Annotated in this window: 25 protein-coding genes, 1 tRNA gene and 1 pseudogene; 17 read left to right on the top strand and 10 right to left on the bottom strand. The window is 54.3% G+C overall.

Annotated features, from left to right (window positions below):
• Positions 1-4 precede the first annotated feature (4 nt).
• From GM30_RS14375 to GM30_RS14360, 4 genes are all read left to right on the top strand, one after another.
• The gene (locus tag GM30_RS14375) at positions 5-817 is read left to right on the top strand and encodes a MetQ/NlpA family ABC transporter substrate-binding protein (RefSeq protein WP_049849166.1); all 813 of its coding nucleotides are present in this window, start codon (positions 5-7) and stop codon (positions 815-817) included.
• Positions 818-949: 132 nt separating this feature from the next.
• Positions 950-1,423 (top strand): DUF943 family protein, encoded by a 474-nt coding sequence (locus tag GM30_RS14370; protein ID WP_049849165.1) that lies wholly within the window; start codon positions 950-952, stop codon positions 1,421-1,423.
• Positions 1,424-1,703: 280 nt separating this feature from the next.
• The gene (locus GM30_RS14365; RefSeq protein WP_049849164.1) at positions 1,704-2,168 is read left to right on the top strand and encodes a hypothetical protein; all 465 of its coding nucleotides are present in this window, start codon (positions 1,704-1,706) and stop codon (positions 2,166-2,168) included.
• 150 nt (positions 2,169-2,318) lie between these two features.
• The gene (locus GM30_RS14360; protein ID WP_049849163.1) at positions 2,319-2,714 is read left to right on the top strand and encodes a RidA family protein; all 396 of its coding nucleotides are present in this window, start codon (positions 2,319-2,321) and stop codon (positions 2,712-2,714) included.
• Between the two features lie 9 nt (positions 2,715-2,723).
• Here GM30_RS14360 and GM30_RS14355 read toward each other — a convergent pair whose 3' ends face one another.
• On the bottom strand, positions 2,724-3,626 hold the full coding sequence (locus GM30_RS14355) for a LysR family transcriptional regulator (RefSeq protein ID WP_049849162.1): 903 nt from the start codon (positions 3,624-3,626) through the stop codon (positions 2,724-2,726).
• A 93-nt stretch (positions 3,627-3,719) separates the two neighbouring features.
• Here GM30_RS14355 and GM30_RS14350 point away from each other — a divergent pair, with 93 nt between their 5' ends.
• Positions 3,720-4,499, top strand: coding sequence for an SDR family oxidoreductase (locus tag GM30_RS14350; RefSeq protein WP_049849161.1), 780 nt, complete (start codon positions 3,720-3,722; stop codon positions 4,497-4,499).
• A 13-nt stretch (positions 4,500-4,512) separates the two neighbouring features.
• Here the strand turns inward: GM30_RS14350 and GM30_RS14345 are convergent, their stop codons facing one another.
• Positions 4,513-5,148: a GntR family transcriptional regulator gene (locus GM30_RS14345; protein WP_049849160.1), complete on the bottom strand. Its 636-nt coding sequence runs from the start codon at positions 5,146-5,148 to the stop codon at positions 4,513-4,515.
• A gap of 237 nt (positions 5,149-5,385) precedes the next feature.
• On the opposite strand from GM30_RS14345, the gene GM30_RS14340 reads away from it, so the two are divergent.
• Genes GM30_RS14340 through GM30_RS14315 form a run of 6 tightly spaced genes read left to right on the top strand, consistent with a single transcriptional unit; the run spans position 5,386 to position 12,338 of the window.
• Positions 5,386-6,246, top strand: coding sequence for a hydrolase (locus tag GM30_RS14340; protein WP_049849239.1), 861 nt, complete (start codon positions 5,386-5,388; stop codon positions 6,244-6,246).
• Positions 6,247-6,258: 12 nt separating this feature from the next.
• The gene (locus GM30_RS14335) at positions 6,259-7,365 is read left to right on the top strand and encodes a C45 family autoproteolytic acyltransferase/hydrolase (protein ID WP_049849159.1); all 1,107 of its coding nucleotides are present in this window, start codon (positions 6,259-6,261) and stop codon (positions 7,363-7,365) included.
• Positions 7,366-7,378: 13 nt separating this feature from the next.
• Positions 7,379-8,923 (top strand): ABC transporter substrate-binding protein, encoded by a 1,545-nt coding sequence (locus GM30_RS14330; protein ID WP_049849158.1) that lies wholly within the window; start codon positions 7,379-7,381, stop codon positions 8,921-8,923.
• An 18-nt stretch (positions 8,924-8,941) separates the two neighbouring features.
• Entirely contained in the window at positions 8,942-9,883 is a 942-nt protein-coding gene (locus GM30_RS14325; RefSeq protein WP_049849157.1) for an ABC transporter permease, read from the top strand.
• A complete protein-coding gene (locus tag GM30_RS14320) occupies positions 9,883-10,701 on the top strand; it encodes an ABC transporter permease (RefSeq protein WP_049849156.1) in 819 nt (272 codons plus the stop codon). The genes GM30_RS14325 and GM30_RS14320 overlap by 1 nt, the downstream gene beginning before the upstream one ends.
• Complete coding sequence (locus GM30_RS14315; protein ID WP_049849155.1) at positions 10,698-12,338, top strand: ABC transporter ATP-binding protein; 1,641 nt, start codon at positions 10,698-10,700, stop codon at positions 12,336-12,338. Before GM30_RS14320 ends, GM30_RS14315 begins: the two co-directional genes overlap by 4 nt.
• Positions 12,339-12,615: 277 nt before the next feature.
• On the opposite strand, the gene GM30_RS14310 is transcribed toward GM30_RS14315, so the two are convergent.
• Positions 12,616-13,464, bottom strand: coding sequence for a glycosyltransferase family 17 protein (locus GM30_RS14310; RefSeq protein WP_049849154.1), 849 nt, complete (start codon positions 13,462-13,464; stop codon positions 12,616-12,618).
• Between the two features lie 159 nt (positions 13,465-13,623).
• Positions 13,624-13,699 (bottom strand) — tRNA-Ile (locus GM30_RS14305).
• A 125-nt stretch (positions 13,700-13,824) separates the two neighbouring features.
• Here GM30_RS14305 and mug point away from each other — a divergent pair.
• Positions 13,825-14,331: a G/U mismatch-specific DNA glycosylase gene (gene mug, locus GM30_RS14300; RefSeq protein WP_049849153.1), complete on the top strand. Its 507-nt coding sequence runs from the start codon at positions 13,825-13,827 to the stop codon at positions 14,329-14,331.
• A gap of 54 nt (positions 14,332-14,385) precedes the next feature.
• On the opposite strand, the gene rpoD is transcribed toward mug, so the two are convergent.
• The 3 genes from rpoD to rpsU all read right to left on the bottom strand — a co-directional run bounded on the left by rpoD (position 14,386) and on the right by rpsU (position 18,499).
• The gene (gene rpoD, locus GM30_RS14295) at positions 14,386-16,233 is read right to left on the bottom strand and encodes an RNA polymerase sigma factor RpoD (RefSeq protein ID WP_049849152.1); all 1,848 of its coding nucleotides are present in this window, start codon (positions 16,231-16,233) and stop codon (positions 14,386-14,388) included.
• A 158-nt stretch (positions 16,234-16,391) separates the two neighbouring features.
• Positions 16,392-18,137, bottom strand: coding sequence for a DNA primase (gene dnaG / locus GM30_RS14290; RefSeq protein ID WP_049849151.1), 1,746 nt, complete (start codon positions 18,135-18,137; stop codon positions 16,392-16,394).
• Positions 18,138-18,283: 146 nt separating this feature from the next.
• Positions 18,284-18,499 carry a 30S ribosomal protein S21 gene (gene rpsU / locus GM30_RS14285; RefSeq protein ID WP_001144069.1) on the bottom strand — a complete coding sequence of 72 codons (216 nt, stop codon included), beginning with the start codon at positions 18,497-18,499 and terminating at the stop codon, positions 18,284-18,286.
• Between the two features lie 228 nt (positions 18,500-18,727).
• Between rpsU and tsaD the strand changes: the two genes are divergently transcribed.
• A complete protein-coding gene (gene tsaD, locus GM30_RS14280) occupies positions 18,728-19,741 on the top strand; it encodes a tRNA (adenosine(37)-N6)-threonylcarbamoyltransferase complex transferase subunit TsaD (RefSeq protein WP_049849150.1) in 1,014 nt (337 codons plus the stop codon).
• Positions 19,742-19,777: 36 nt separating this feature from the next.
• On the opposite strand, the gene plsY is transcribed toward tsaD, so the two are convergent.
• Positions 19,778-20,395 (bottom strand): glycerol-3-phosphate 1-O-acyltransferase PlsY, encoded by a 618-nt coding sequence (plsY, locus tag GM30_RS14275; protein ID WP_049849149.1) that lies wholly within the window; start codon positions 20,393-20,395, stop codon positions 19,778-19,780.
• A 107-nt stretch (positions 20,396-20,502) separates the two neighbouring features.
• Between plsY and folB the strand changes: the two genes are divergently transcribed.
• Both folB and bacA read left to right on the top strand, forming a co-directional pair.
• On the top strand, positions 20,503-20,871 hold the full coding sequence (gene folB, locus GM30_RS14270; protein ID WP_049849148.1) for a bifunctional dihydroneopterin aldolase/7,8-dihydroneopterin epimerase: 369 nt from the start codon (positions 20,503-20,505) through the stop codon (positions 20,869-20,871).
• 111 nt (positions 20,872-20,982) lie between these two features.
• Positions 20,983-21,801 (top strand): undecaprenyl-diphosphate phosphatase, encoded by an 819-nt coding sequence (gene bacA / locus GM30_RS14265; RefSeq protein WP_049849147.1) that lies wholly within the window; start codon positions 20,983-20,985, stop codon positions 21,799-21,801.
• Position 21,802: 1 nt separating this feature from the next.
• Here bacA and GM30_RS14260 read toward each other — a convergent pair whose 3' ends face one another.
• Both GM30_RS14260 and GM30_RS14255 read right to left on the bottom strand, forming a co-directional pair.
• The gene (locus tag GM30_RS14260; RefSeq protein ID WP_049849146.1) at positions 21,803-23,044 is read right to left on the bottom strand and encodes a multifunctional CCA addition/repair protein; all 1,242 of its coding nucleotides are present in this window, start codon (positions 23,042-23,044) and stop codon (positions 21,803-21,805) included.
• Between the two features lie 72 nt (positions 23,045-23,116).
• Positions 23,117-23,737, bottom strand: a complete 621-nt coding sequence (locus GM30_RS14255) for a TIGR04211 family SH3 domain-containing protein (RefSeq protein ID WP_049849145.1) — start codon at positions 23,735-23,737, stop codon at positions 23,117-23,119.
• Positions 23,738-23,976: 239 nt separating this feature from the next.
• On the opposite strand from GM30_RS14255, the pseudogene GM30_RS14250 reads away from it, so the two are divergent.
• Both GM30_RS14250 and GM30_RS14245 read left to right on the top strand, forming a co-directional pair.
• Positions 23,977-25,132: pseudogene (locus GM30_RS14250) on the top strand (CYTH domain-containing protein).
• 22 nt (positions 25,133-25,154) lie between these two features.
• A partial coding sequence (locus tag GM30_RS14245; protein WP_420802265.1) for a hypothetical protein occupies positions 25,155-25,336 on the top strand: 182 nt, incomplete at its 3' end.

Genomic DNA, 25,336 nt, shown 5'->3' with positions numbered 1-25,336 from the left:
CATCATGAAAAAGACACTGACACTGATCGCCGCCGCTACCCTGAGCGCCCTGAGCTTTGCCTCCTGGGCCGATACGCTGACCGTGGGCGCGTCCAACACGCCGCACGCGGAAATCCTTGAGCAGGCGAAACCGATTCTGGCAAAACAGGGGATCGACCTGGAGATTAAACCATTCCAGGACTATATCCTGCCGAACACCGCGCTGGCTGGCCGTGAAATTGACGCTAACTATTTCCAGCACATTCCGTACCTGAACAGCGTGCTGAAAGATCATGCGGGCGAAAAAGACTACGATTTCGTCAGCGCCGGGGCGATCCACATCGAGCCGATCGGTATTTATTCGAAGAAATTCAAATCGCTGAAGGATCTGCCGGAAGGCGGCAAAATCATCATGCGTGACGCGGTTTCCGAAGAAGGCCGTATCCTCTCTATCTTTGAAAAAGAGGGCGTGATCAAGCTGAAACCGGGCGTGAATAAAGTCAACGCGCGCATCAGCGACATCGTCGATAATCCGAAAAAACTGCAGTTCCTGCCGAACGTAGAAGCGTCTCTGCTGCCGCAGATGTACAACAACGACGAAGGCGCGGCGGTAGTGATTAATGCCAACTATGCCATCGACGCCGGTCTCGACCCGGTTCATGACCCGATTGCAGTAGAAAGCGGTGAGAACAACCCGTACGCCAACATCATTACCGTACACCGTGGCGATGAGAAGAAAAAAGACATCGTCGCGCTGGTGAATGTGCTGCACTCCAAAGCGATTCAGGACTGGATCCGGACGAAATATAAAGGCGCGGTGATCCCGGTAAATAATTGATTCTGTTTTTCCCTCGCGAATGAGAAACCGGCCGCTGCGCCGGTTTTTTTCTTTTCCTGGTGGATAATATCTACATAGTTATTAATGATTATATTTTTATATATGTAATTAACTTGCATCAAAGGAATGAATATGCGTAATGCTCAGTCAATGATTATAAAAAGGAAAAATAAATATCTGCTGTTTTTTGTCGTACTTTTATGTGCTTTGTTTGTGTGGGCTATGCGGCCTGTTCGAGTCGTTTATGTCAGTAAACTCGATTACGGGCACCGGGATATCGTTGTTGATCATTTTCCTCTCACAGACCAAAGCAAGATAAAATGGTTTATGAAACATAAAGATAGTTTGTATAAAAAGTACAATATTGATCCCTCTTTCCTGAGTGGGATCGTTATCTGGGATGTGGGGCGCGGGTTCGTTGCTGATGATGAAGACGGTGATCTTTACTGCTTTGATGACATGAAAGCAAGTGCACGCTGTATCGATAAAAACGTCTTCCTGAGGATCAATTACGTTAAAGGGGAAATTCAGCGTTTTGAGATGGAATCCGGCGAAGTGCGATATGAGATAACGACGGAAGGGAATATTGAGAAATCTATAAAATAAGAAAGCATTATATGCTTTGTGAATGCGTTTCACCGCTGTGCAAATAATCTGGAAGTATGCTCGCAAAAGCAAATAATCTCTGTGAAATACACTTTTCGGCGATAAATGGCTGATATAGAGTGTGTGCGTTGCGGCAAAATCCGCAACCGGGCGTAGGAACCTGAATAGCTCAACGACGACACAGAGATACTTTTTGCGTTATCCCTCCCCCCGCCAGTGTCACCACCTACGGAGCGTAGGAACTCTGGTGGTGACGGCATCACTCAACGGAGATTTTCTTATGGCTTCACGTCCTGTTAATTATTGTACTCGCTATACCGATAGCATTATCGAACGCCTGTTATCCACCCCCATTCCTGCCTCGGCAGATCTATTTGACGTTGCAGAGTTCTGTTCCGCCTTCGTCAATGAATTGATTGAATGCCATGACCCCGCGCAGTCACAGGCGCTGTGTGGCCGCCTGTCGCACGCGCTGGTTTTGCTGCATCGTTTGTGCAACGCCGATTTGCCTCCGCATCGTATTGAGCAACTGAAAGTCAGTGAAACACCCGCCTCAACGTTCCCCGACTACTGGGGCGATACCGACACGCTGGTCGCCTATGCCCAGGGCGTCACGCAGGTGCTGTTGAGCGGCACGCTGGCGGACTCGCTAGCTGTGACAATGACAGGATTGCTGCATGACCTGGTGCATGCGATCGAGGGATATATTAAGGAGCCGCGGGTGGTGCAGGGGGCGATGCATTAATACAATGTCAGTCGTCCTGGCCGTTGTCTCTGCGTAATGCGTTCGGTGAAAAATGTTCACCAGTACATGCAAGATTGCGGGCATAGCGCTGCCAGGCGCTGGTCACTATCATCCTTGTAATATATTCACCTCGTACAGAAGGATAACAGGATGAGAAAGCCAGAAGACGTCATATTCCCCACAGGGGGGCAGGCGCTATATGAGAAAAACCGCTACTCTCCGGCCATCAAATCGGGTGGTTTTCTGTTCGTTTCCGGTCAGGTAGGAAGTCGCGAGGATGGTTCGCCAGAACCCGGGCTCGAGCAGGAGATCCGTCGGGCATTCGAAAATCTTAACGATGTACTGGCCGCCGCTGGGTGTACTTTTGCTGATGTGGTAGACGTCACCGTCTATCTGGTCGACCCGGAATCGACAATTGACACCGTCTGGAAGGTGCTGCCGGAATATTGGGGGGAAGCTCCCTGGCCAACGCTCACCGGTGTGGGCGTGACCTGGTTGTATGGTTTTCGTTTTGAAATTAAGGTCACGGCCCGTTTGCCAGATTAGCGCGGTATATCAGCCCTTTTCTTTAATGATATCAATCAGCGCCCGCAGGCTGGCGGGCATATGCCGGTTGGCCGGAAACCAGAGGCACAGACCGGGGATTGGCGGGCACCACGGTTCCAGCACCGTGACCAGTCTGCCATCCGCCAATGCGGACCGGACATGAACGTCCGGGACATAGGCAATTCCCAGTCCTTTCATCGCGGCATCCACCATGAGCGGTGAACTGTTTAGCGTTAGCGTGCCAGGAACATCCACCGCAATACTCTGCCCGTGGCGTGAGAACTCCCAGCGGTAGCGTTTGCCACTGGGCAACCGCTGGCGAATACACCGATGCTGCGCCAGATCGTCTGGCGTTGCGGGGGCAGCGTGCTGCGCCAGATAAGATGGCGACGCGACTGCCAGAAAACGTACATCGTCACCAAAACGTACCGCGACCATATCGGCAGGGACATCTTCTGCCAGCCGGATCCCCGCATCAAATCCTTCAGCGACAATATCCACCAGTCTGCCATCCACCACCAGATCCAGCGACACGTCGGGATAACGTGCCAGATAGGCAGGCACAATCGTCTGCATCAACAGGTGTATGGCCTCTTCTCCACCATTAATACGCAGCGTACCCAGCACCTGTCCCCGGGTATCCGCGATCTCTTCCAGCGCCTGTTCCAGGCCGGTCAGATGTGGCGAGATGCGCCGCAGCAGTTCTTCTCCGGCTTCAGTCAACGACACGCTGCGCGTGGTGCGGTGTAACAGGCGAACCCCCAGACGCGCTTCCAGCCCGCGAATAGCGTGGCTTAGCGTAGATCGGGTAACGCCTGAAAAATCTGCAGCGCGACGAAAACTACGCTGCTCCGCTACCGCCATAAAGGCTTTCAGATCAGAAAATGTCGGGTTTTTTATTGGTGATTTCATTTCACCTCTTTATGCCATTTGTTGAGTCTTATCATGCCAGTCATCGTGCCATAACCTGTATCGGTGAGTTAACGACTTTTTGGAGATATAGCGATGAGCAACAAAACCTGGTTTATTACCGGTACGTCAACCGGACTCGGACGCCTGATGACGGAGCGCCTGCTGGCGCGGGGCGATAAGGTGATTGCCACTCTGCGTAAGCCCGGTGCGCTGGATGACCTGCTGGCGCAATATCGCGGGCAGCTCCATGTTCTGCTGCTGGACGTTACGGACGCAACGGCCATACGACGTGTCGTACAGCAGGCATTTGACCATGGCGAGCGAATTGACGTACTGGTCAGTAACGCAGGATATGGGCTTTTTGGCGCTGCGGAAGAGGTCAATGATGCCCAGATTGAGCGTCAGATAGCCACTAATCTCACCGGCTCGATCCAGCTAATTCGTGCTGCACTGCCTCATCTGCGTCAGCAGGGGGGCGGGCGAATTGTTCAGATCTCATCAGAGGGAGGGCAAATCGCCTGGCCGAATTTCAGCCTCTATCACGCCACCAAATGGGGAATTGAAGGGTTTATTGAATCCGTCGCACAGGAGGTGGCTCCCTTCGGTATCGATTTTCTCATTGCTGAACCCGGCCCAACCGCGACGAACTTCGCCAGCGGNNGGGGGGGGCTGGCGGATGGCAGTATCGCTATTAACGGCGATGCGGTGAAAACCGTCGCGGCAATCATCGCTGCGACGGATTCGAAAAAGCCACCGTTTCGCCTGGCGCTGGGCAGTAAGGCATATCATTCCATTAGCGAGGCGCTGCACGGTCGGCTGCAGGAACTGGAGGCGGGCCGCAATATCGCATTAAGCGTAGATAAAGACGGATGACGGATCGGCGCTTTTACCCGTGCCGTCGTGGATTGTCTTCCTGCAGAATATGCTGGCGCAAAAGCTGCGCCAGCGCGGATGCATCTTTCTGCTCAATGGCCGCGACCATCGCGAAATGTTCTTCTGATGACTGAACAATCCTGGCATGAGAATTCCATTGCCCCAGCGCGGCAGAAGGTACACGGCTTCGTAATTCAAATATGAGTTCTATCATGTCCTGGTTGGAGCAGGGGGTGAGGAGTGCGCGGTGGAAGGCGAGGTTGGACTCGTACTGCTGCAACAACGAACCGTATTGGGTGTAGTGATCGAACAACTCCGCGCACTGGCGCAGGGCGTCCAGTTGGTGCGGCTGAATATGTTCCACGATATCTGCCGCCGAGGCGCTTTCCAGTACCGCCCGGATAGCAGAAATGTTACGACGTTGTTGCTCATTGGGCGTATAAACATGGTAGCCCCTGTTCGGGACATGCTGTACCAGTCGTTCAATAACCAACTGATCGAGAGCCCGACGTACCTCACTGCGGGTGCACTGATAACGTTCAGCCAGCTCTACCTGTTTCAGCCATGTTCCCGGCTGAAATTCCCCGGTATTGATGTCCATCGCGAGGCGATTGGCGACTTGCACCAGTGCGCTTTTGCGGTGCGTCATATCTTCTGTTCCTTCTGCTGGTTCCTGCGATCTTATGCTGCTGACCCCTCTTCGATAATGACGGGTTCACTATTTTTCCGCCAGCGTAAACCATGCCGTTATCGTTTTTTTATCTGGTCAGGTGAGAATTGTGACACGAGCCAGATCTTTTGTTAATAAATTGTTTTTTAAATTGGCGCCAATTTTGGTTTTATGTTTGAATCGAATTTAAACAGCGACTGAATGGGCGATGAATTTATGCAACAAATTGATATTAAAAAGGATTCAGATGATGCCGTCGGGCGTGGCCTGGCGCTGTATTACCGTGGCAGTACGACTATCTTTTCCAGCCAGCACGACCCACGCTTTCAGTATTGCCTGTACGTCCCTCCAGGTTTCGATGATGACAAAAGCGGATATCGCCTGATTGTTGCGATGCACGGTACCGGGCGTTCGATGGTGCAGTATCGCGATGCCTTTGCTGAGTTTGCCCGCTACAACCGTTGCGTCGTACTGGCACCGCTGTTTCCGGTAGGACCGCTGGGTGATGGCAACTCTCACGGATTTAAATACATCATCGAACAGGATATTCGCTACGACCAGGTGCTGCTGGCGATGATCGACGAAGTTAGCGCTTTGCTGGAATATGACTTTGGCCGCTTTCTGCTGTTTGGGTATTCGGGCGGGGGACATTTCGCCCATCGTTTTCTTTATATCCATCCGGAAAAATTGCTCGCTGTCTCCGTCGGCGCGCCGGGGTCCGTTACGCTGCTGGACGACAGCAAGGCCTGGTGGCCTGGCGTGCAGAATTTTGAGCAGATTTTTGGCAAACCTTTGAATTACAGCGCATTGCGTAAGGTAACCGTTCAGTTGGTCGTGGGGAAGGTGGATCTGGAAACGTGGGAAATCACACATAAACCCGGTGGCCGCTACTACATGCCTGGCTGTAATGATGCCGGACTCACCCGGATCGAGCGCAACACGACCTTGCTGAATAGCCTGCGCGAACATGGCGTCGACGCTATTCAGGATATTGTTCCAAACGTCGGTCATGACGGGATGAAAGTTCTGGAGCAGGTAAAAGATTTCTTTCTGCGGGTTTTGCAGGCACATCGCTGAGGAGCAAACAACGTGACGCAACCTTTTCCGTTTATCGAAATTTCCGGTACCCCGTATGAGCGCGGCTGTCAGTATGGCGAACAGGCAAAAGCGCGAATTCACGCCAGCGTCGCCATTTATGGCGATCAGCTTGATGCCCTGCATATTACCCGGGAGCAACGCGAAAAACTGATTAACAGTTTCAGCGCCATTATTCGTGATTTTGACGCCGATTATCTTGACGAGATGCAGGGCATTGCCGCGGCATCAGGCGTACCGCTGGAAGCGGTTGTGATGATTAACGCCCGGACTGAGGTGATAGCCCAGGCGCGAAACCTGCAACGCTGTGCGACGCCCCATGATGACGCAATAAAAGATGGTTGTACCGGCGCGGTGATCCTGCCTGAGCTCAGCCATCACGGAAAGCTCATTCACGGGCAGAACTGGGACTGGCGTGCTGAATGCGCGGAGAGTTCCGTGGTGGTGAAAATCAAACGTGAGCAGGGGCCGGACGTGTTGACCTTCGTTGAAGCTGGAGGGCTGGGCCGTAGCGGCATGAACAGCGCGGGCATCGCCATTACCGCCAACTATCTGCGTTGCGAACGCGACTATCAGCAGCAGGGCGTCCCACTGTCGCTGATTCGACGCAAAGCGCTGGAGCAGCAGCATATGGCGCTGGCGATGAAGGTGGTCGCCACCACACCGAAGTCCTGCTCCAACAATATGATCCTCAGTACCAAAGAAGGTTTTGCCATCGATTTTGAATGTGCGCCGAACGAGAGCTTTACGCTGTACCCGCAAAACGGCCTGCTGGTGCATGCTAACCACTGGGAAAGCCTGCCTGCACGCTGCAAAGTCCGTGAAGAGGGCATTGATGCATCGCCCGATTCGCTATACCGGGCATGGCGCGTGAGCGAACTGCTGAAAGGTATCGAAAAGCCGGGCGAAGAGGAGATGAAAACCGCCTTTTTTGATGATTTCGGCACTCCTTACTCGGTGTGCCGCCCTCCACGTCCCGGATTCAGCAGTGATTTGTCTGCCACCGTAGCGATGATTGTGATGATCCCTGCCGATGGTGTGATGGATGTGGCGCCGCTTCCGGCGCTCAACCGCAACTTTACGCGTTACACGCTCGACTAACAGAGAGGCTGTTATGAAAAAGTTTTTATCTGCGGTGGCCCTGCTCATGCCGGGACTGATGGCGCAAGCTGCTGACAATAATGTGATCCGTTTCGCCCTCAATCAGGATATCCGGAGTAGCCAGCCGGGCGTGAACCGTGACGGCAACACCGATGATGTTCTGATGCACGTTGTGGAAGGTCTGGTTGGGTATCGCGAAGACGGTACCGTCGGACCGATGCTGGCGTCATCGTGGGATATCAGCGATGAGGGGAAAACCTATACCTTTCATCTGCGCGACGGTGTGAAATTTCACAATGGTGACACCATGACGGCGCAGGACGTGGTATGGAGCTGGAAGCACTGGAACGAGCCGAAAACCCAGTGGCGATGTCTGCGCGAATTTGACGGCAGTGGCCTGATTCATGTTACTGACGTCAGCGCGCCGGATAAAAACACGGTAGTCATGAAACTGGAAAAACCCGTGGCGCTATTCCTTGATACGCTGGCACGGACTGACTGCGGCGCTACTGCCGTTATCAGCCCGAAATCCGTGGCGTCAGATGGCTCCTGGGTTGCGCCAATAGGCACTGGCCCCTTTATTTTTGGTGACTGGAAACACGGCGAATATGTTTCCCTGAAAAGGTTCGCAGAGTACAGCGCCTTGCCGGGTAAGCCTGATGGCTTTGTCGGCGGTAAAAAAGCGCTGGTTGATGAGGTTCGTTTTATGGCCGTGCCGGATGCGGCGACGGTAAAAGCGGGTCTGCAATCCGGTGCGGTCGATCTGGCTCAGGTTAGCCCGATTGACGGCAGCGACCTGAAAAAAGATCCCAATATCGCTCTCGAAGTGGCACCGAATGCCCAGCGCCATGTGATGCTGATCCAGACTGACGATCCGCTATTGAAAAACGTCAAGCTGCGCCAGGCGATTGCCTCCGCGCTGGACAGTGAACAGATCGCGCTTGGCACCAGTCAGAATATGGCTCATGCATCTAATTCCAATATTTCCGTTGCCTCAGCGTTTTACAGTAATGTTCAGAAGCAAGGATACAACTACGATCCGGCACGTACCGCGAAGCTGCTGAAAGAGGCAGGTTATAAAGGGCAACCGCTGGAGATTATCGCCAATAAACGCGCTACGGTGCCGAGTTTTGATATGGCGATCATCATCCAGGCGATGTTACAGGGGGCGGGAATCAATGCCCGCGTCACCACCATGGAGTGGGCGACGCAACTGGAGCGTTATCAGTCCGGGCGTTATCAGATGATGACCTTTACCTACTCTGCGCGCTTCAACCCCGCACTGGCATTTGAACAGATTACCGGTGACAAAACCAAACAGAAGCGCAAGGTGTGGGGAGATCCCGAGGCTATTGCGATGACCGATAAACTGGCCACCCTCGACGATCCGGCGCAAATTCAGGCCCTGACGGACAAACTCCATCAACAGATGATTGCGGATGTCCCGTTGATTGTCTTTTATCCGGGGCTGGATATTGTTGCTCACCGTAAGGCGATCAGCGGCTATAAAGCCTGGCTGGCAGCAGCCGCACGGCTGTGGAATGTCAGCAAAGCCTGATGAGATGAGGAGACGCACATGTTGCAGTTCCTGCTTACCCGTATTATGACCGCTATTCCCACCCTGCTACTGGTAACGGTACTGGTCTTTTTGCTCACCCGCATGGTGCCGGGGGATCCGGCGCTGCTGATGCTGGGCGATATGGCGACGGAAGAAAGCCTTGCTGATCTGCGCCATAGCATGGGGCTGGATCAGGGAATGGTCCAGCAGTTCATTATCTGGTTTGGCAACGTGTTGCAGGGCAATTTTGGTCATTCGATTCAAAGTGGCCAGGACGTATTGCCGCTTATCCTGCAACGCTTCGGCGTGACGCTTAGCGTGGTGCTGGCGGCGATTGCGATCGCTTCGCTGCTCGCCGTGCCCGCTGGAATGCTGGCTGCGTGGAAACAGAACTCATCGCTGGATACCGGGCTTGTCATGTTTTCCACCTTTTTGCTGTCAATTCCAAGTTTCTGGATGGGGTTACTCATCCTGCTGCTGTTCGGACTGCAGCTGGGCTGGCTACCGGTGGTCGGCTACGTTTCGTTAAGCGACAATCTGAAAGCAGGTGTCCTGTATCTGCTGATGCCGGTAATGACTCTGGTGCTGGTAGAGATAGGCGCGCTGGTGCGCATGATGCGTGCCAGTACGCTGGAGGTGCTGCGGCTGGATTACGTTTCACACGCCCGCGCCAAAGGGCTGCGCGAGCGTACCGTACTGTCGCGACATGTATTTCCTAATGCCTTCGGTCCGACGTGGACACTGATTGGTTTAACGCTCGGCAATTTACTCAGCGGCGTAGCGGTGACGGAGACCGTCTTCAGCCTTCCCGGTCTGGGGCGACTGCTGGTTGACGCCATCTACGCCCGCGATTACCCGGTGATCCAGGGCTGCATGCTGTTTATCGCCACGCTTTATGTACTGACCAATCTGCTGATTGACGCGCTTTATCCATTGTTTAATCCGAGGGTTTCCGCCTGATGAAAAGACGAATTGCGCTCGCGCCTAATGCCCTGGTTGGGATGACGCTGATTGGCATCATCGTGCTAGCAGGCGTAGTGGGCTTTTTCTGGACGCCGTTTGATCCGGGCCGGATTAACATTCTGGCGCGCCTGCAGGCACCCGGCACGCAGTATCTGCTCGGCACTGATGAATACGGCCGCGACGTGCTCAGCCGCCTGCTGGCCGGGGCCAGCGCCAGCATGACTATCTCTCTGGTGACGGTTAGCTTTGCGTTGCTGGCCGGTATTGTGTTGGGGCTAATTAGCGGTTATCTGCGAGGCGTGGTGGATCGGGTCATTATGATGATAACCGATACGCTGCTGGCGTTCCCCGGCATCCTGTTGGCGCTGGGGCTGCTAAGCATCCTCGGCAATAACCGTTACGGCATTATTCTCGCGCTGGGGCTGGCCTATACGCCGTCGGTGGTGCGTATCGTACGCGGAACCGTGATGGGGCTGCGTGAAGCGGACTTTGTCGCCGCGGCGCGAATTATGGGGCATAACGAACTGACTATTCTCCGCAGGCACGTTCTGCCGAACTGTCTTGCACCACTGACGGTACTGGCAACGTCCATGCTCGGCTGGGTGTTGATTTCTGAAAGCGCGCTCTCCTTTTTGGGGCTTGGCGTGCCGCCGCCAGAACCGACCTGGGGCAATATGCTCGCGGCAAGCCGCAGCTATCTGGCGCAGGCCCCCTGGCTGGCGCTGCTGCCGGGAGTTTGTATCTCTCTGGCATTACTGGGCGTCAATATGCTTGGCGATGCGTTACGCGATTATCTCGACCCGAGGATGCAATGATGAACAACCAGAAACCATTGTTACAGGTGACTAACCTGCGGGTGAATGCGGCAGAACGTGAAGTAGTGAAAGGCATCTCCTTTTCTCTGGCGCCGCAGGAGGTACTGGCTGTGGTGGGGGAGTCGGGAAGCGGTAAAACGCTGGCAATGCGCTCTCTCATCAAACTGTTGCCGACAGGCATCACCAGTCAGGCAGACTCCCTGATATTTGATGGCCAGGATTTACAGCAGCTTAACCAGGAACAGTTGCGGAGTCTGCGCGGCGCAGGCATCGGTATGGTATTTCAGGAACCAATGACCTCCCTGAATCCGGCGATGACCATCGGTCGTCAACTTGATGAAGGTTTGGTTCTGCATACACCATTGACTGAGCGTGAGCGGCGCGGAAAAATTATTGCCATGCTGGAACGCGTTGGGTTAACGGATGCCGCCAGTTTGCTTGGACGTTATCCCCATGAATTTTCAGGAGGAATGCGTCAGCGGGTCATGATTGCTGCGGTAATGCTGTTGGAGCCCAAACTGATTATTGCTGATGAACCCACGACGGCACTGGACGTGCTTGTGCAGCATGAAGTGATGGAGTTGATGCTATCGCTGACGGCGGAGAAGGGCAGCGCGGTGATCCTTATCAGCCATGATTTATCAATGGTGGCGCGCTATGCCTCGCGGATTATGGTTATGGAGCAGGGGGAACTGGTTGAACAGAACAGCAGTCATCAACTGCTGGCGAATCCACAGCATTCCTATACACGACGACTGCTGGAAGCATTGCCGGTACGCCAGCCAGCCCCGGATCGGCAGCGACTATTAGCGGCGGAAAGCGTGATTGCACTGACTGATGTTGAAATTATCTATACCGGACATAAACGATGGTTCCGCCCGGCATCCATGACGAAGGCGGTGGAGGGCGTCAGTTTTAACGTGCGTGCAGGGGAGACAGTCGCGCTGGTAGGGGCGAGCGGTTCGGGTAAAACCACCATCGGTAAACTGATTGCCGGCATGTTACAGGCCAGCCGTGGGACGCTGGCGTTTCGCGGTCATCTGATCAGCAAGGCAGATAAGACACTGCTCACGACCTGGCGTCGCGAATGCCAGATGATTCAGCAGGATCCTTTTTCCTCTCTGGATCCGCGGATGATCATTGCACAAATTCTTNAGCCGCTTCTGCTTGTTGAGACCATGAACCGACGCGCCCGCGAACAGCGGGTACGCGAAGTTCTTGATGAGGTAGGGCTGGGAGAAATGTTTTTGACCCGTTATCCGCATCAGCTATCGGGAGGGCAGCGCCAGCGAGTGGCGATAGCCCGGGCGATTATTCGACGCCCTGCATTTATTATTGCTGATGAACCGACATCGGCGCTCGATATGACGGTACAAAAACAGATCCTGGTACTGTTAAAACGGCTGCAGGACCATTATGGGTTTGCCTGCCTTTTCATAACACACGATCTCGGGGCGGTTGAACAGGTCGCCGACCGTATCCTGGTAATGGAAAAAGGCGCGCTGGTAGAGAGCGGCTGGAGCGACGATGTGCTGGATAACCCGCGCCATCCTTATACACAGCGACTGCTGCGCTGCCTGCCGGTATTGAAACCGCTGGAACAAGGCGGGTATCAGCTACAGCGACAGCCCGCATGATGGCTTCTGGTGTCAGCGATATTCGTGCAGGAACGTGGCAAAGCATCGTTACTGGGTACTTTGAAGGATACATGAAGTGAAAAAGTTGAAAGCAATTTCTCTTTTTCCAATGAGCAGGATCTCATGTGGATCTGGTGGCGCGAGCTTTCATCATGAGCTGGAACGCTCTCCGTCACTACATCTTTTTATTTGATTAGAGGCGCACCCCATAAACAAGGGGTGGCTTCATACTGCTCATATTACGTTGATGTATCGTGGTTTGCGTATTTTGCAAAGCTCATAATATAAAGTCTTTGTAACGCTCTGCGTTTTCGATCAGGTAAGCAGGGAATTTTTCTGCATTCAGTTCCTGCTTTACCATCTTCCTTTCACGATTCCAGATATCTTTCGCATTTGTAAGGGCATCAATGATATGCGCTTTATTATTAAGCTGCGGCAGATCGTACTCAGTATGAGAAATTGATGACATTTTTTCTGAGATACGTTCAGGTGTCATTATCCATGAAAAGTGCCAGCCTGAGTTCTTTAGGGTTCTACTGCGGAATTTGAACCAGGTTTTAGAAATAAAATCTTTATATAGCTCGGACTTTTTGATGTTACGAAACGTCTCCGGCTCGCTGTTAAAGTAATCCTTTAGATTACGCAAGGTTGTGGCGCGAGGTAGCTTGCACTGCCGCTCTGAACCATCAACATTAAATACCTGTAGGTTGAACTGATAATTAAAGAATGGCATATGCATTATGGTACACAGGTGCTTAGGGTTAATCTGCTTTACAATCTCCGGGCGAAAGATTTCATCCACATCTGACACCATAATAATGTCGTCATCTTTAGCATTTTCCAGGCCGCGCATGATGGCATTTCTGGTGGCAGATTCATTTGCCCAGGCATCATATTCTCCGCTTGTTCCATTTTTTAATTTTGGGAGATCAGTGAACGCAACATAGATAATTTTCTCTTTAAATTTTTCGTATTTTGCTATATCAAAGTTCAAATTTTTCGGCTTGCCTGTGAAGGTATGTCTGGACTCGACAATCACGAAACGGTCTACCACATTGGCAAGCGTATTCAGGCGAATGTCCAGCAACATATCTTCGTCATAGTACAAAAAGCAGTCATAGATCATTGTGCATTCCTTATGCTTTTAGCGGCTTCCACATTCTTTTATGTTCATTACTGGCAACACATCTTAAATCTGAGGGAAAAAAAGGGGACACTGAGTATCGATATAAAAAAACCACCTTGTGGAGTTGTGGTTTAAGCTAATGATTTTAAAGTTAAAATTTGGTGGCCCCTGCTGGACTTGAACCAGCGACCAAGCGATTATGAGTCGCCTGCTCTAACCACTGAGCTAAGGGGCCGTGGCGGTGGATTATAAAGTAACTCCCGCAGGCGATCCAGCGTAAAACTTTTGCATGCCGCTTTTATAAACAATGCCTTTTCAATCCTTTATACTGAAATCTCCTTATGTCGATTTGGGGTAAGTATGATTAACGACATTCTGGCACCGGGACTGAGGGTAGTGTTCTGCGGCATCAACCCGGGCAAGTCTTCGGCGCACAAGGGTTTTCATTTTGCGCATCCGGGCAATCGCTTCTGGAAGGTGATCCATCAGGCCGGGTTTACTGACCGGTTGTTGAAGCCCGAAGAGGAGCAACTGCTTCTCGACATGCGCTGCGGGATCACCATGCTGGTGGAGCGTCCGACGGTGCAGGCGAGCGAGGTAGGGCTGCATGAGCTGCGTAGTGGCGGCCGTGAGCTGGTGAGGAAGATAGAGGACTATCAGCCTGCAGCGCTGGCCATACTCGGCAAACAGGCGTACGAAAAGACCTTCAGTGTGCGCGGTGTGCAGTGGGGGAAACAGCAAAACAGTATCGGCGCGACGCAGATATGGGTGTTACCAAACCCGAGTGGTCTGAACCGGGCGACGCTGGATAAGCTGGTTGAGGCCTATCGCGAGCTGGATGAGGCGCTGGCGTTGCGCGGGCTCTGAATTCAGCGCAAAAAAAAGCTCCCGGGCGGGAGCTTTTTGTTTTTCCGGAACCGATTAATCGTCCAGGAAGCTACGCAGCACTTCAGAACGGCTCGGGTGACGCAGTTTACGCAGCGCCTTCGCTTCGATCTGACGGATACGTTCGCGGGTCACGTCGAACTGTTTACCGACTTCTTCCAGCGTGTGGTCGGTGTTCATATCGATACCGAAACGCATACGCAGGACTTTCGCTTCACGGGCGGTCAGGCCAGCCAGGACGTCGTGCGTGGCGGCGCGCAGGCTCTCGGTTGTCGCAGAGTCCAGCGGCAGCTCGAGGGTGGTATCCTCGATGAAATCACCCAGATGCGAATCTTCATCGTCGCCGATCGGCGTTTCCATGGAGATAGGCTCTTTGGCGATTTTCAGCACTTTACGGATTTTGTCTTCCGGCATCAGCATGCGCTCGGCCAGCTCTTCCGGCGTTGGCTCACGACCCATTTCCTGCAGCATCTGGCGGGAGATACGGTTGAGTTTGTTGATGGTCTCAATCATATGCACCGGAATACGGATGGTGCGCGCCTGATCCGCGATGGAGCGGGTAATCGCCTGACGGATCCACCAGGTGGCGTAGGTGGAGAACTTGTAACCGCGACGGTATTCGAACTTATCAACCGCTTTCATCAGGCCGATGTTGCCTTCCTGAATGAGGTCGAGGAATTGAAGACCGCGGTTGGTGTATTTCTTGGCGATAGAAATCACCAGACGCAGGTTCGCTTCCACCATCTCTTTCTTCGCACGGCGGGCTTTCGCTTCACCGATGGACATACGGCGGTTGATGTCTTTTACCTGCTCGATGGTCAGGCCGGTCTCTTCTTCAATCTGCTGCAGCTTCTGCAGGCCGCGCTGAACGTCTTCCGCCACGTCGTGCAGCTTCTCAGACCACGGCTTGTTCATCGCGATAGCGGCGTTGAACCAGGTTTCGCTGGTTTCGTTGCCGGTGAACAGGGTGATGAAGTTCTTCTTCGGCATTTTGCACTGCTCAACACACAGCTTCATGATGATGCGTTCTTGCGTACGAACGCGGTCCATCATGACACGCATGCTGTTGACCAGGTAATCGAACTGCTTCGGTACCAGGCGGAACTGTTTGAACACCTCAGACAGCTTCAGGATCTCTTCCTGAGCGGCAGCGTGGCTGCGGCCTTTGGCTTTGATGGTGTCGCGAGTCACTTCGTACTGCGTGCGCAGTTCGCCGAATTTCTCACGCGCCAGTTCCGGGTCGATACTGTTATCGTCGTCGCTGGAATCGCTGTCGTCGTCTTCCTCTTCTTCCTCGTCATCGTCGTCCATCTCTTCCTGAGAGAGTTCAGAGCCGACGTGCGTCGCGGTAGGCGCCATGTCTTCTTCGGCGTTAGGATCGACAAAACCGGTGATCAGATCGGACAGACGCGCTTCAGCAGCTTCAACGCGGTCGTACTGCTCCAGCAGATAGGTGATGGCTTCCGGGTATTCGGCAACAGAGCACTGAACCTGGTTGATCCCGTCTTCGATGCGTTTCGCGATGTCAATTTCGCCTTCGCGGGTCAACAGTTCAACGGTACCCATTTCGCGCATATACATGCGAACCGGATCGGTGGTACGTCCGATTTCAGATTCCACGCTGGAAAGCACCTGTGCGGCGGCTTCTTCAGCATCTTCGTCAGTGTTGTTGGAGGTTTCAGCCAGCAACAGATCGTCGGCATCCGGTGCTTCTTCCATCACCTGGATGCCCATATCGTTGATCATTTGGATGATGTCTTCGATCTGATCGGAGTCGACGATATCTTCCGGCAGATGGTCATTGACCTCAGCATAGGTCAGATAGCCTTGCTCCTTACCACGGGTGACAAGCAGCTTCAGCTGTGACTGCGGGTTTTGCTCCATAAGACGGTATCCACACTTATTTCATTGGGTTGGTGTCGGTCGGCGAAAATCAAAAACCGCCAACTTTTAAAGCGAGGGCCACTTATATTATTGCCGCTGCGCCTCAGCGCGGCTGTCGGGATCAACCCGATCGATTATCGGCACTTAAGCCGTGCAATTCATTTTTTTGCCAGTTCCTGGCTTATTGTCCAGAGTTCCCGGCGTTCTTCGCTGCTTAAACCGTGCGTGCGATCGCGAGCTATCAACTCTTCCTGTCGCAGCTCAAGCAACGAATCCAACATATGGTTGAGTGAGTCGGTGAACGTTTTTTCTGCAATGTCCTTATCAGCTATATCGTCCCACATCGACAATTTTTCAAGGGTAGCGGCCTCTTTTGTGCCGCGATACTGCTCCAGCAGTTGGCCGGTGGTCAGACCGGGTTGTGACAGACACGTGTTGACCAGTTCGGTAAATAAGCCCAGTCCGGGCATTTTTTCCTGATTCAGCCCCGCCAGCGGCGGAACCTGCGGTGCCAGATCCGGGTTTTGCACCAGTAACCCTATCAGTATACGCATGGTCGTGCGTTTTAGCTGTGGAGCAGGGCGGGCGGTGCCATTTTCTGCCTGTTTCGGCATTAAACGCTCAAGCTGGGCGTCATCGAGAATACCGAGCTTGTTCCCCAACTCCTGACGCAAATAGATGCGCAACGTTTCGCCGGGCACCTGGCTGATTAACGGCAGCGCCAGCGTGCTCAGCTGAGCGCGCCCGTCCGGCGTGCTCAAATCGACCTGCGGCAGCAGGCTGTTAAACAAAAACGTGGAGAGCGGCTGTGCCTGCTCCATCCGCGCTTCGAACGCCGCTTTACCCTCTTTACGCACCAGCGTATCCGGGTCTTCGCCGTCAGGCAGAAACATAAAGCGCAACTGACGACCGTCTGACATAAATGGCAGCGCGGTTTCCAGCGCGCGCCATGCGGCGTCGCGCCCTGCGCGGTCACCGTCGTAACAGCAGATGACGTTGTTGGTCACCCGGAACAGCAACTGAATGTGATCGGCCGTGGTCGAGGTCCCCAGCGACGCGACGGCATAGTTGATGTCGTACTGCGCCAGCGCGACCACGTCCATATACCCTTCGACGACAAGAAGACGCTGAGGTTCCGCTTCCGTTTGCTGCGCTTCATAAAGGCCGTACAGCTGGCGGCCCTTATGGAAAATATCGGTTTCCGGCGAGTTCAGGTACTTGGGGGTATCGTTGCCGAGCACGCGCCCGCCAAAGCCAATCACTCGCCCACGCTTGTCGCGGATCGGGAACATCACCCGGTCGCGGAAACGGTCGTAACTGCGCCCCTGATCGTTAGTGACTAACATGCCCGCATCAATCAATGATTGACGGTTTTCGCCATGCGCACCGAAACGTTTTAAGACGTTATCCCAGCCGGGCGGCGCGTAGCCAATTGCGAATCGGCTAATCACATCGTTGCTCAGACCGCGCTTTTCCAGATACTGGCGCGCCGTGACTGCGGCAGGGTTTGTCAGGGACTGTTGATAAAACGTATTCAGGCCGTCCATCAGTTGATAGAGGTTTTGCCGTTGATGGCGCTCTATCTGGCTTGGCCCGTTACCCGCTTCATAAGGCACGTCGAGGTTGTGCATGGCCGCCAGTTCTTCGACGGTTTCCACGAACTCGAGCTTGTCGTAGTTCATCAGAAAATCGATGGCATTGCCGTGCGCGCCGCAGCCGAAGCAGTGGTAAAACTGTTTTTCACCGTTGACGGTGAATGAGGGGGTTTTTTCGTTATGGAACGGGCAACACGCGTGAAAATTCTTGCCCTGCTTTTTCAGCTTTACCCGCGCGTCGATGAGATCGACGATGTCGGTTCGCGCCAGCAGGTCATTGATAAAAACACGTGGGATGCGTCCGGCCATATGCCCCTTCAATTAATACCTTTCTGCATTCGCCCACCGGCGCGAATTACGAAGGGTATAAACGAAAATAAGCCGCGCTTTCCTTCCGGAAGCACGGCCTTGCAACTACAACTCGTTCTGAATTGAGAGCGTTAGCCCTCTACAGATTAGTACAGACGAGTACGGCGTGCGTTTTCGCGAGCCAGTTTCTTCGCGTGACGTTTCACAGCAGAAGCTTTAGCGCGTTTGCGTTCTGTAGTCGGTTTTTCATAGAACTCACGACGACGGACTTCCGCCAGAACACCTGCTTTCTCGCAGGAACGCTTGAAGCGACGCAGTGCTACGTCGAACGGCTCGTTTTCACGTACTTTAATTACCGGCATGTAACTCTCACCTTTAATAAATTCGGTTTGCCGCTGGCATCAACGCCAGCTTATTTCAAAATGGTGCGGAATTTTACTGCAACTGCCGCTGCTTTGTAAAGCACCAATGCCGTTTTTGAACGGGACCTTTGTAAGGGGGGAGAGTATACACGAACTGACGCCCCAGGGTATACATCGACCGGCATTCGCCCTACACTGCGCGGTACAGAAATGAGGTAAAAACAAGTCATGCGTGTACTGGGAATTGAAACATCCTGCGATGAAACCGGCATCGCCATTTACGACGATGTTAACGGGCTGTTAGCCAACCAATTGTATAGTCAGGTGAAATTGCATGCCGATTACGGCGGTGTGGTGCCGGAACTGGCGTCGCGCGATCACGTGCGGAAAACCGTGCCGCTGATTCAGGCCGCGCTGAAAGAAGCGAACCTGACGGCGAAAGATATCGACGCGGTCGCTTATACCGCCGGGCCGGGTCTGGTCGGCGCGCTGCTGGTCGGCGCGACCGTCGGACGTTCGCTGGCGTTTGCCTGGAACGTACCGGCGATTCCGGTACACCATATGGAAGGGCACCTGCTGGCGCCGATGCTGGAAGACAATCCCCCGGCGTACCCGTTTGTCGCGCTGTTGGTGTCCGGCGGACATACGCAGCTGATTAGCGTTACCGGCATTGGCGAGTACACCCTGCTCGGCGAATCTATCGACGATGCCGCCGGTGAAGCGTTTGATAAAACCGCCAAACTGCTGGGGCTGGATTATCCCGGCGGCCCGATGCTGTCGAAGCTGGCGTCGCAGGGCACGGAAGGGCGTTTTGTTTTCCCGCGTCCGATGACCGATCGCCCGGGGCTGGATTTCAGCTTCTCCGGCCTCAAAACTTTCGCCGCAAACACCATTCGTGACAATGAGAACGACGATCAAACCCGTGCAGATATCGCCCGCGCCTTTGAAGACGCGGTGGTTGATACGCTGATGATTAAGTGCCGCCGCGCGCTGGATCAAACCGGCTTCAAACGGCTGGTGATGGCGGGCGGCGTGAGCGCTAACCGCACGCTGCGGGCGAAACTGGCGGAGATGATGCAAAAGCGTCACGGCGAGGTGTTTTACGCCCGCCCGGAATTTTGCACCGACAACGGCGCGATGATCGCTTACGCGGGCATGGTGCGTCTGAAAGCGGGAACGCGTGCCGATCTTGGCGTGACCGTGCGCCCTCGCTGGCCGCTGGCGGAACTCCCTGCGGCGTAAAATGACGTCACCCGGACGGCGCAACGCGTCCGGGGTTTATTCAGGATCTTTCTCTTTCTTTTTTTTCAGCTTTGACCAGATTTTGGTTTCCTGACGTCGCCACAGACGCTGAATGTTATCGTGGTGACGCAGCAAAATCAGGCAGGAAAGCATCGAAACGGGAAAGGTGAACTGCGGTTTAAACCACCAGACGTAAAACGGCGCGATGAGCGCGCTGACGATGGCGCCGAGCGACGAATAACCGCTCAGCAACACGGTGAGCAGCCAGGTGCCCGCCATCACGCCGGTGAGATCCCAGCCGATAGGCGCAATCGCACCGAAAGCCGTGGCAACGCCTTTTCCACCGCGAAAACCAAAGAACACTGGCCAGATGTGGCCGAGACAGGCGGCGATGGCAATCATGCCAAGCCAGAACGGTGTGACGCCCAACATATACGCGCCCCAGACCGGCAACATCCCTTTCAGGACGTCGAAAATCAGTACTGCTACGGCTGCTCCTTTGCCGCCCATACGTAAAACGTTGGTTGCTCCGGGGTTGCCTGAACCGCACTGACGGGGATCCGGCAATCCAGCGATACGGCAAACCAGGATGGCGCTGGAGATTGAGCCGCAAAGGTAGGCGAGGAGAACCATTCCAGGCGCGATTGCACTCATAACGCTGTTCCGTATTGAAAGTATCGTTTTAATCTCTGCATCTGTGGATAATACGCATAATTCGCCGGAAGTGGTATCCGGTTTGGGCAAAAAGCAGGCGGGGCGTGATGGATATTGTATTTATAGAGCAACTTTCGGTAATCACCACCATTGGCGTTTACGACTGGGAACAGACCATTGAACAGCAACTGGTGTTCGATATCGAAATGGCGTGGGACAACCGCAACGCCGCCGCGAGCGATGACGTTCAGGATTGCCTGAGCTACGCAGACGTCAGTGACGCGGTGGTGGGCCATGTAGAAGGCAACCGGTTTGCGCTGGTGGAACGCGTGGCGGAAGAGGTGGCGTCGCTGCTGCTGAGCCGTTTTAACTCACCGTGGGTGCGCATCAAAGTCAGTAAACCCGGCGCGGTGGCGCGGGCGAAGAACGTCGGCGTGGTCATCGAGCGTAGCCAAAATCTGAAAGAAAACATATAAATTCAACATTGCTAAACCATAATTATTTTTGCTGGTCATAAGACTGGGAAATTTTGGCGGCTGCGGTGAATCATGCGCCGTTTTTTTATGTCTTTTAAAAGGGTTTATTGAATGAGCGATATGCACTCGCTGCTGGTGGCGGCAATACTGGGTGTGGTCGAAGGATTGACAGAGTTTTTGCCCGTTTCCAGTACCGGCCATATGATCATCGTTGGCCACCTGCTGGGATTCGAAGGAGACACGGCAAAAACGTTTGAAGTGGTGATCCAGTTAGGCTCCATCCTCGCCGTCGTGGTGATGTTCTGGCGTCGTCTGTTTGGTCTGATCGGCATTCACTTCGGTCAACGGCCGCATGAAGGCTTCGGAAAAGGGCGTTTGTCGCTGATTCATATCCTGCTCGGGATGATCCCGGCCGTGGTGCTCGGTCTGGTGTTTCACGACACCATCAAATCGTTATTCAACCCGGTGAACGTGATGTATGCGCTGGTGATCGGGGGCCTGTTGCTGATTGCCGCGGAGTGCCTGAAGCCAAAGGAGCCGCGTGCGCAGGGTCTGGATGACATGACCTATCGTCAGGCGTTTATGATTGGCTGCTTCCAGTGTCTGGCACTGTGGCCGGGCTTCTCCCGCTCTGGCGCGACCATTTCCGGCGGCATGCTGATGGGTGTTAGCCGTTACGCGGCCTCGGAGTTTTCCTTCCTGCTGGCGGTGCCGATGATGATGGGCGCCACCGCGCTCGATCTCTACAAAAGTATCGGTTTCCTGACGACTGGTGATATCCCGATGTTTGCGGTCGGCTTCGTAACGGCGTTTATCGTAGCGCTGATTGCGATTAAAACCTTCCTGCAACTGATCAAGCGGATTTCGTTTATCCCGTTTGCCATCTACCGTTTTATCGTGGCGGCAGCGGTGTACGCGGTCTTCATGTAAATCACGCTTTAGGCTGCGGACAACGCGCCTCTTTCCATAACGCGACGGCCTGAATGCGTCGTCGCGTTAACTCCTCACGAATCTCCGGCCCTGTGAATCCCGCCTCAAGCACCTCTTTGTTGGACACGCTTTTCGCCACTTCCCAGGCTTCACGCAGCAGCCGCCCTTGCGGATAATCGCAGGCTTCAAACCCGGTACGACCGCGCACGTCTGCTTCGCTGGTCAGCGCCAGTTGTTCCACGCGCTGCGGCTTGCGCCAGGCGTCGAGGGAGTCAAACAGCTTCACGATGGTTGCCGGTTTCAGAATGGGGAAGGTGTGGATGAGATCGTGGAATTCCGCAACCACTTTTGCCAGATCGCGCATTTCATTCGGCACGCGCAGACGGGCGCAAAGCTGTTCAACCAGTTTGACGCCTGCCGGGCCATGACCGTGGTGGCGCGGCCACAGCGCTTTTGGCGTAAGCCCTTTGCCGAGATCGTGACACAGCGTGGCAAAACGAATATCGATAGCGGGAGAGAGCATCGCTGCCATCGAGAGCGTCATCATGGTGTGGATGCCAGTGTCGATTTCCGGGTGCCATTTCGCCGGTGCCGGAATGCCATACAGCACATCCAGTTCCGGGAACAGCACCTTCAGCGCGCCGCACTCGCGCAGCGTCTGGAAAAAGACCTGCGGATTACGGGTGCCTAACGCGCCTTCTGTCTCTTTCCAGACGCGTTCCGGGATCAGGTGAGCCAGTTCGCCCGCGTCGGTCATCTCGCGCATTAGCTCCATCGTTTCATCGGCGATGCGAAAACTGAGGTGGGCGTAACGGGCAGCAAAACGCGCCACGCGCAATACGCGCAGCGGATCTTCACTAAATGCGGGGGAAACGTGGCGCAGGAGACGCTGGCGTAAATCCGACTGGCCGTTGTAAGGGTCAATGATAGTACCGTCGGCGTCCTGTGCCAGCGCGTTGACGGTGAGATCGCGACGCAGCAGATCCTGCTCAAGCGTCACGTCGGGCGCGGCATAGCAGGTAAAACCAGTATAACCGGAACCGGACTTACGCTCGGTACGCGCCAGCGCATACTCTTCGTGCGTTTCAGGGTGAAGGAACACCGGGAAATCGCGGCCAACTTGTTGATAGCCCGCATCCAGCATTTGCTGCGGCGTCGCGCCGACAACAACCCAATCTCTGTCTTTGACCGGTAGCCCTAATAACGCATCACGAACCGCACCACCGACCAGATAACTCTTCACCCGTACTTCTCCCCAACGCTTGCCCGCAAGTTAACGATAATACGTAAGTGTAGGGGAGAAGACCATTCAGGCTTAATTCATCCAGCGATCTTTTCGTTTCCGGCTGGGGATCAAGTGCGGCAGAACGAGACCTAACAGCAGGCCAACGCCAAGCACGCCGCCGCCATACATGAACCATTGCATGATGATGGTGCGTTGTTTGTCATCCAGTTGCAGATTGGCGGCATTCACTTTCTTCTGCGCGACAATCAGCTGGTTTTTCAGAGTCTGGTTTTCTTCTTTCAGGCCGTTGATCACGCCGTCACTCTGGGCGACTTTTTGCTGCATTTCCGCAGTACGCTGATTCCAGGTCGCGTCGATGTTGTTCAGCTTGTCGGTCAGCGTTTTGACCTGGTTTTCGAGATCCGGCACGCGAGTGCGCAGGCTGGGCTCGTTGCTCAGCTCTTTCAGGGGGATCCACGCGGTGCGGCCGCTGCTGTCACGCACCTGACCATAATTAGAATCACTATTGGTCTGCAGCAAAGCCACTTCTTCGCCGGCGTTAATGGTGCCGACAAGACGATAATTATCACCCGGACCGCTGCGTACCCAGGTGTTCAGTTCATCAGAGACGTAACGTTTTTCCTCGGCATGAGCCATCACAGAAACGTTAAGCGCGAGTAAAGTTAATCCAATCAGGCGTAATTTTCGCATCAGGTCATCGTTTTTGTCATAAAAGTGGAACGATAGTAGTGGCAACAGTCTGACGACGCAAAGCATTCTGCATCAATCGGAATCATCCAGGTCGCGCCAGCCGCGTCGTCAAACTTTTATCCCGGTCAAACTGCGCGTTGCATGGCAATTTGACGCAAAATACTATCTACTGACAAAAAAGAACGCGGGAAGTTCGCCGCAGTGGCACTTCGGGCAACGCAACCATAAGAAGTTTAGTCATGGCTCAAGAAATCGAATTAAAGTTCATTGTCGCCGGTGAGGGTGTAGAAACGCTGCGCCAGCACCTCAATACGCTGACCACGGAGCATCACCCTGCCGTGGAACTGCTCAATATTTACTACGAAACCGCTGATAACTGGCTGCGCAGCCACGATATGGGCCTGCGCATTCGTGGCGTTCAGGGTCGTTATGAAATGACCATGAAGATCGCCGGACGCGTGGTGGGCGGGCTGCATCAGCGCCCGGAATACAACATCGACCTCGACAAGCCCGAGCTGGCGCTTNNGACCCGCGCCCAGCCGCTGTTCAGCACCAACTTCGAACGCGAAAAATGGCTGGTCAACGAAGGCGACAGCCGCATAGAAATTGCGCTCGATCGCGGTGAAGTGAAAGCGGGCGAGCATCATGAACCGATTTGCGAGCTGGAGCTGGAACTGCTCTCCGGGCGGACGGAAGATGTGCTGAAGCTGTCGCGCCAGCTGGTGGGGCTGGCGGTGCTGCGTCAGGGCAGCCTGAGCAAAGCGGCGCGTGGCTATCATCTGGCGAAGGGCAATGCGGAACGTGACGTGCAGCCGCTGGACGTGCTGCCGCTGCCCGCCAAAGCGAACGTTGAGCAGGCGATGGTGTCCGCGCTGGAGAACGCGCTGGCGCACTGGCAGTATCACGAAGAGCTGTGGATCCGCGGCAACGACAATGCGCGCCCGGAAATCATGAGCGCCATTGCCCGCATTCGTCACGCGCTGACCCTGTTTGGCGGTCTGGTGCCGCGCAAAGCCAGCGCGCGCCTGCGCGATCAGCTTACGCTGGCGGAAGCGACGCTGGCTTCGGCGGTATCGGCGCAGACGGCGGCNGACGCTTACCGAATGGCTGGTATTGCGCGGCTGGCAGCCGTTTATCGATGAAAAAACGCAGCCCAAACTCGCCGATTCCTTCAAGCGTTTTGCCGACGTGCAGCTGTCGCGCGTGGCGGCAGAGCTGAAAAAAACGTTCACGAACCGGCTTGGCGATCGTTATACCGATCAACTACCGCGTCTCGCCCGCGATATNGTTGTGCTGAGCCAGTCGATCGCCCGCCGCCAGCACAACGACATTGAAATCTTCCGTAATGAAGCGCTAAACGCCGAACCGTTCTGGCTGCACAGCGGAAAACGATAACCGAGGCAGGATACCTTTTATGATGCCGCTCTCTTCGCAGTTACAGCAGCACTGGCAGACCGTTGTGGACAGGCTGCCGGAAGATTTCCCCGTCGCCACGCTGAGTCTGCAGGCGCAGGCGATGCTGGTGTTCAGTGATTTTGTGCAGGACAGTCTCGTGGCGCATCCCGACTGGCTGACCGGACTGGAAAGCACGCCGCCGCA

This window comes from Trabulsiella odontotermitis (assembly GCF_001188485.1).
Taxonomy (GTDB): domain Bacteria; phylum Pseudomonadota; class Gammaproteobacteria; order Enterobacterales; family Enterobacteriaceae; genus Trabulsiella; species Trabulsiella odontotermitis_A.
This window is presented reverse-complemented; position numbering and strand designations above follow the sequence as displayed.

What these genes read in the sequence shown, in the direction of transcription:
- GM30_RS14375 (WP_049849166.1), top strand. Translation starts at nt 5, where the DNA reads ATGAAAAAGACACTGACACTGATCGCCGCCGCTACCCTGAGCGCCCTG.
- GM30_RS14370 (WP_049849165.1), top strand. Translation starts at nt 950, where the DNA reads ATGCGTAATGCTCAGTCAATGATTATAAAAAGGAAAAATAAATATCTG.
- GM30_RS14365 (WP_049849164.1), top strand. Translation starts at nt 1,704, where the DNA reads ATGGCTTCACGTCCTGTTAATTATTGTACTCGCTATACCGATAGCATT.
- GM30_RS14360 (WP_049849163.1), top strand. Translation starts at nt 2,319, where the DNA reads ATGAGAAAGCCAGAAGACGTCATATTCCCCACAGGGGGGCAGGCGCTA.
- GM30_RS14355 (WP_049849162.1), bottom strand. Translation starts at nt 3,626, where the DNA reads ATGAAATCACCAATAAAAAACCCGACATTTTCTGATCTGAAAGCCTTT.
- GM30_RS14345 (WP_049849160.1), bottom strand. Translation starts at nt 5,148, where the DNA reads ATGACGCACCGCAAAAGCGCACTGGTGCAAGTCGCCAATCGCCTCGCG.
- GM30_RS14340 (WP_049849239.1), top strand. Translation starts at nt 5,386, where the DNA reads ATGCAACAAATTGATATTAAAAAGGATTCAGATGATGCCGTCGGGCGT.
- GM30_RS14330 (WP_049849158.1), top strand. Translation starts at nt 7,379, where the DNA reads ATGAAAAAGTTTTTATCTGCGGTGGCCCTGCTCATGCCGGGACTGATG.
- GM30_RS14325 (WP_049849157.1), top strand. Translation starts at nt 8,942, where the DNA reads ATGTTGCAGTTCCTGCTTACCCGTATTATGACCGCTATTCCCACCCTG.
- GM30_RS14320 (WP_049849156.1), top strand. Translation starts at nt 9,883, where the DNA reads ATGAAAAGACGAATTGCGCTCGCGCCTAATGCCCTGGTTGGGATGACG.
- GM30_RS14310 (WP_049849154.1), bottom strand. Translation starts at nt 13,464, where the DNA reads ATGATCTATGACTGCTTTTTGTACTATGACGAAGATATGTTGCTGGAC.
- mug (WP_049849153.1), top strand. Translation starts at nt 13,825, where the DNA reads ATGATTAACGACATTCTGGCACCGGGACTGAGGGTAGTGTTCTGCGGC.
- rpoD (WP_049849152.1), bottom strand. Translation starts at nt 16,233, where the DNA reads ATGGAGCAAAACCCGCAGTCACAGCTGAAGCTGCTTGTCACCCGTGGT.
- dnaG (WP_049849151.1), bottom strand. Translation starts at nt 18,137, where the DNA reads ATGGCCGGACGCATCCCACGTGTTTTTATCAATGACCTGCTGGCGCGA.
- rpsU (WP_001144069.1), bottom strand. Translation starts at nt 18,499, where the DNA reads ATGCCGGTAATTAAAGTACGTGAAAACGAGCCGTTCGACGTAGCACTG.
- tsaD (WP_049849150.1), top strand. Translation starts at nt 18,728, where the DNA reads ATGCGTGTACTGGGAATTGAAACATCCTGCGATGAAACCGGCATCGCC.
- plsY (WP_049849149.1), bottom strand. Translation starts at nt 20,395, where the DNA reads ATGAGTGCAATCGCGCCTGGAATGGTTCTCCTCGCCTACCTTTGCGGC.
- folB (WP_049849148.1), top strand. Translation starts at nt 20,503, where the DNA reads ATGGATATTGTATTTATAGAGCAACTTTCGGTAATCACCACCATTGGC.
- bacA (WP_049849147.1), top strand. Translation starts at nt 20,983, where the DNA reads ATGAGCGATATGCACTCGCTGCTGGTGGCGGCAATACTGGGTGTGGTC.
- GM30_RS14255 (WP_049849145.1), bottom strand. Translation starts at nt 23,737, where the DNA reads ATGCGAAAATTACGCCTGATTGGATTAACTTTACTCGCGCTTAACGTT.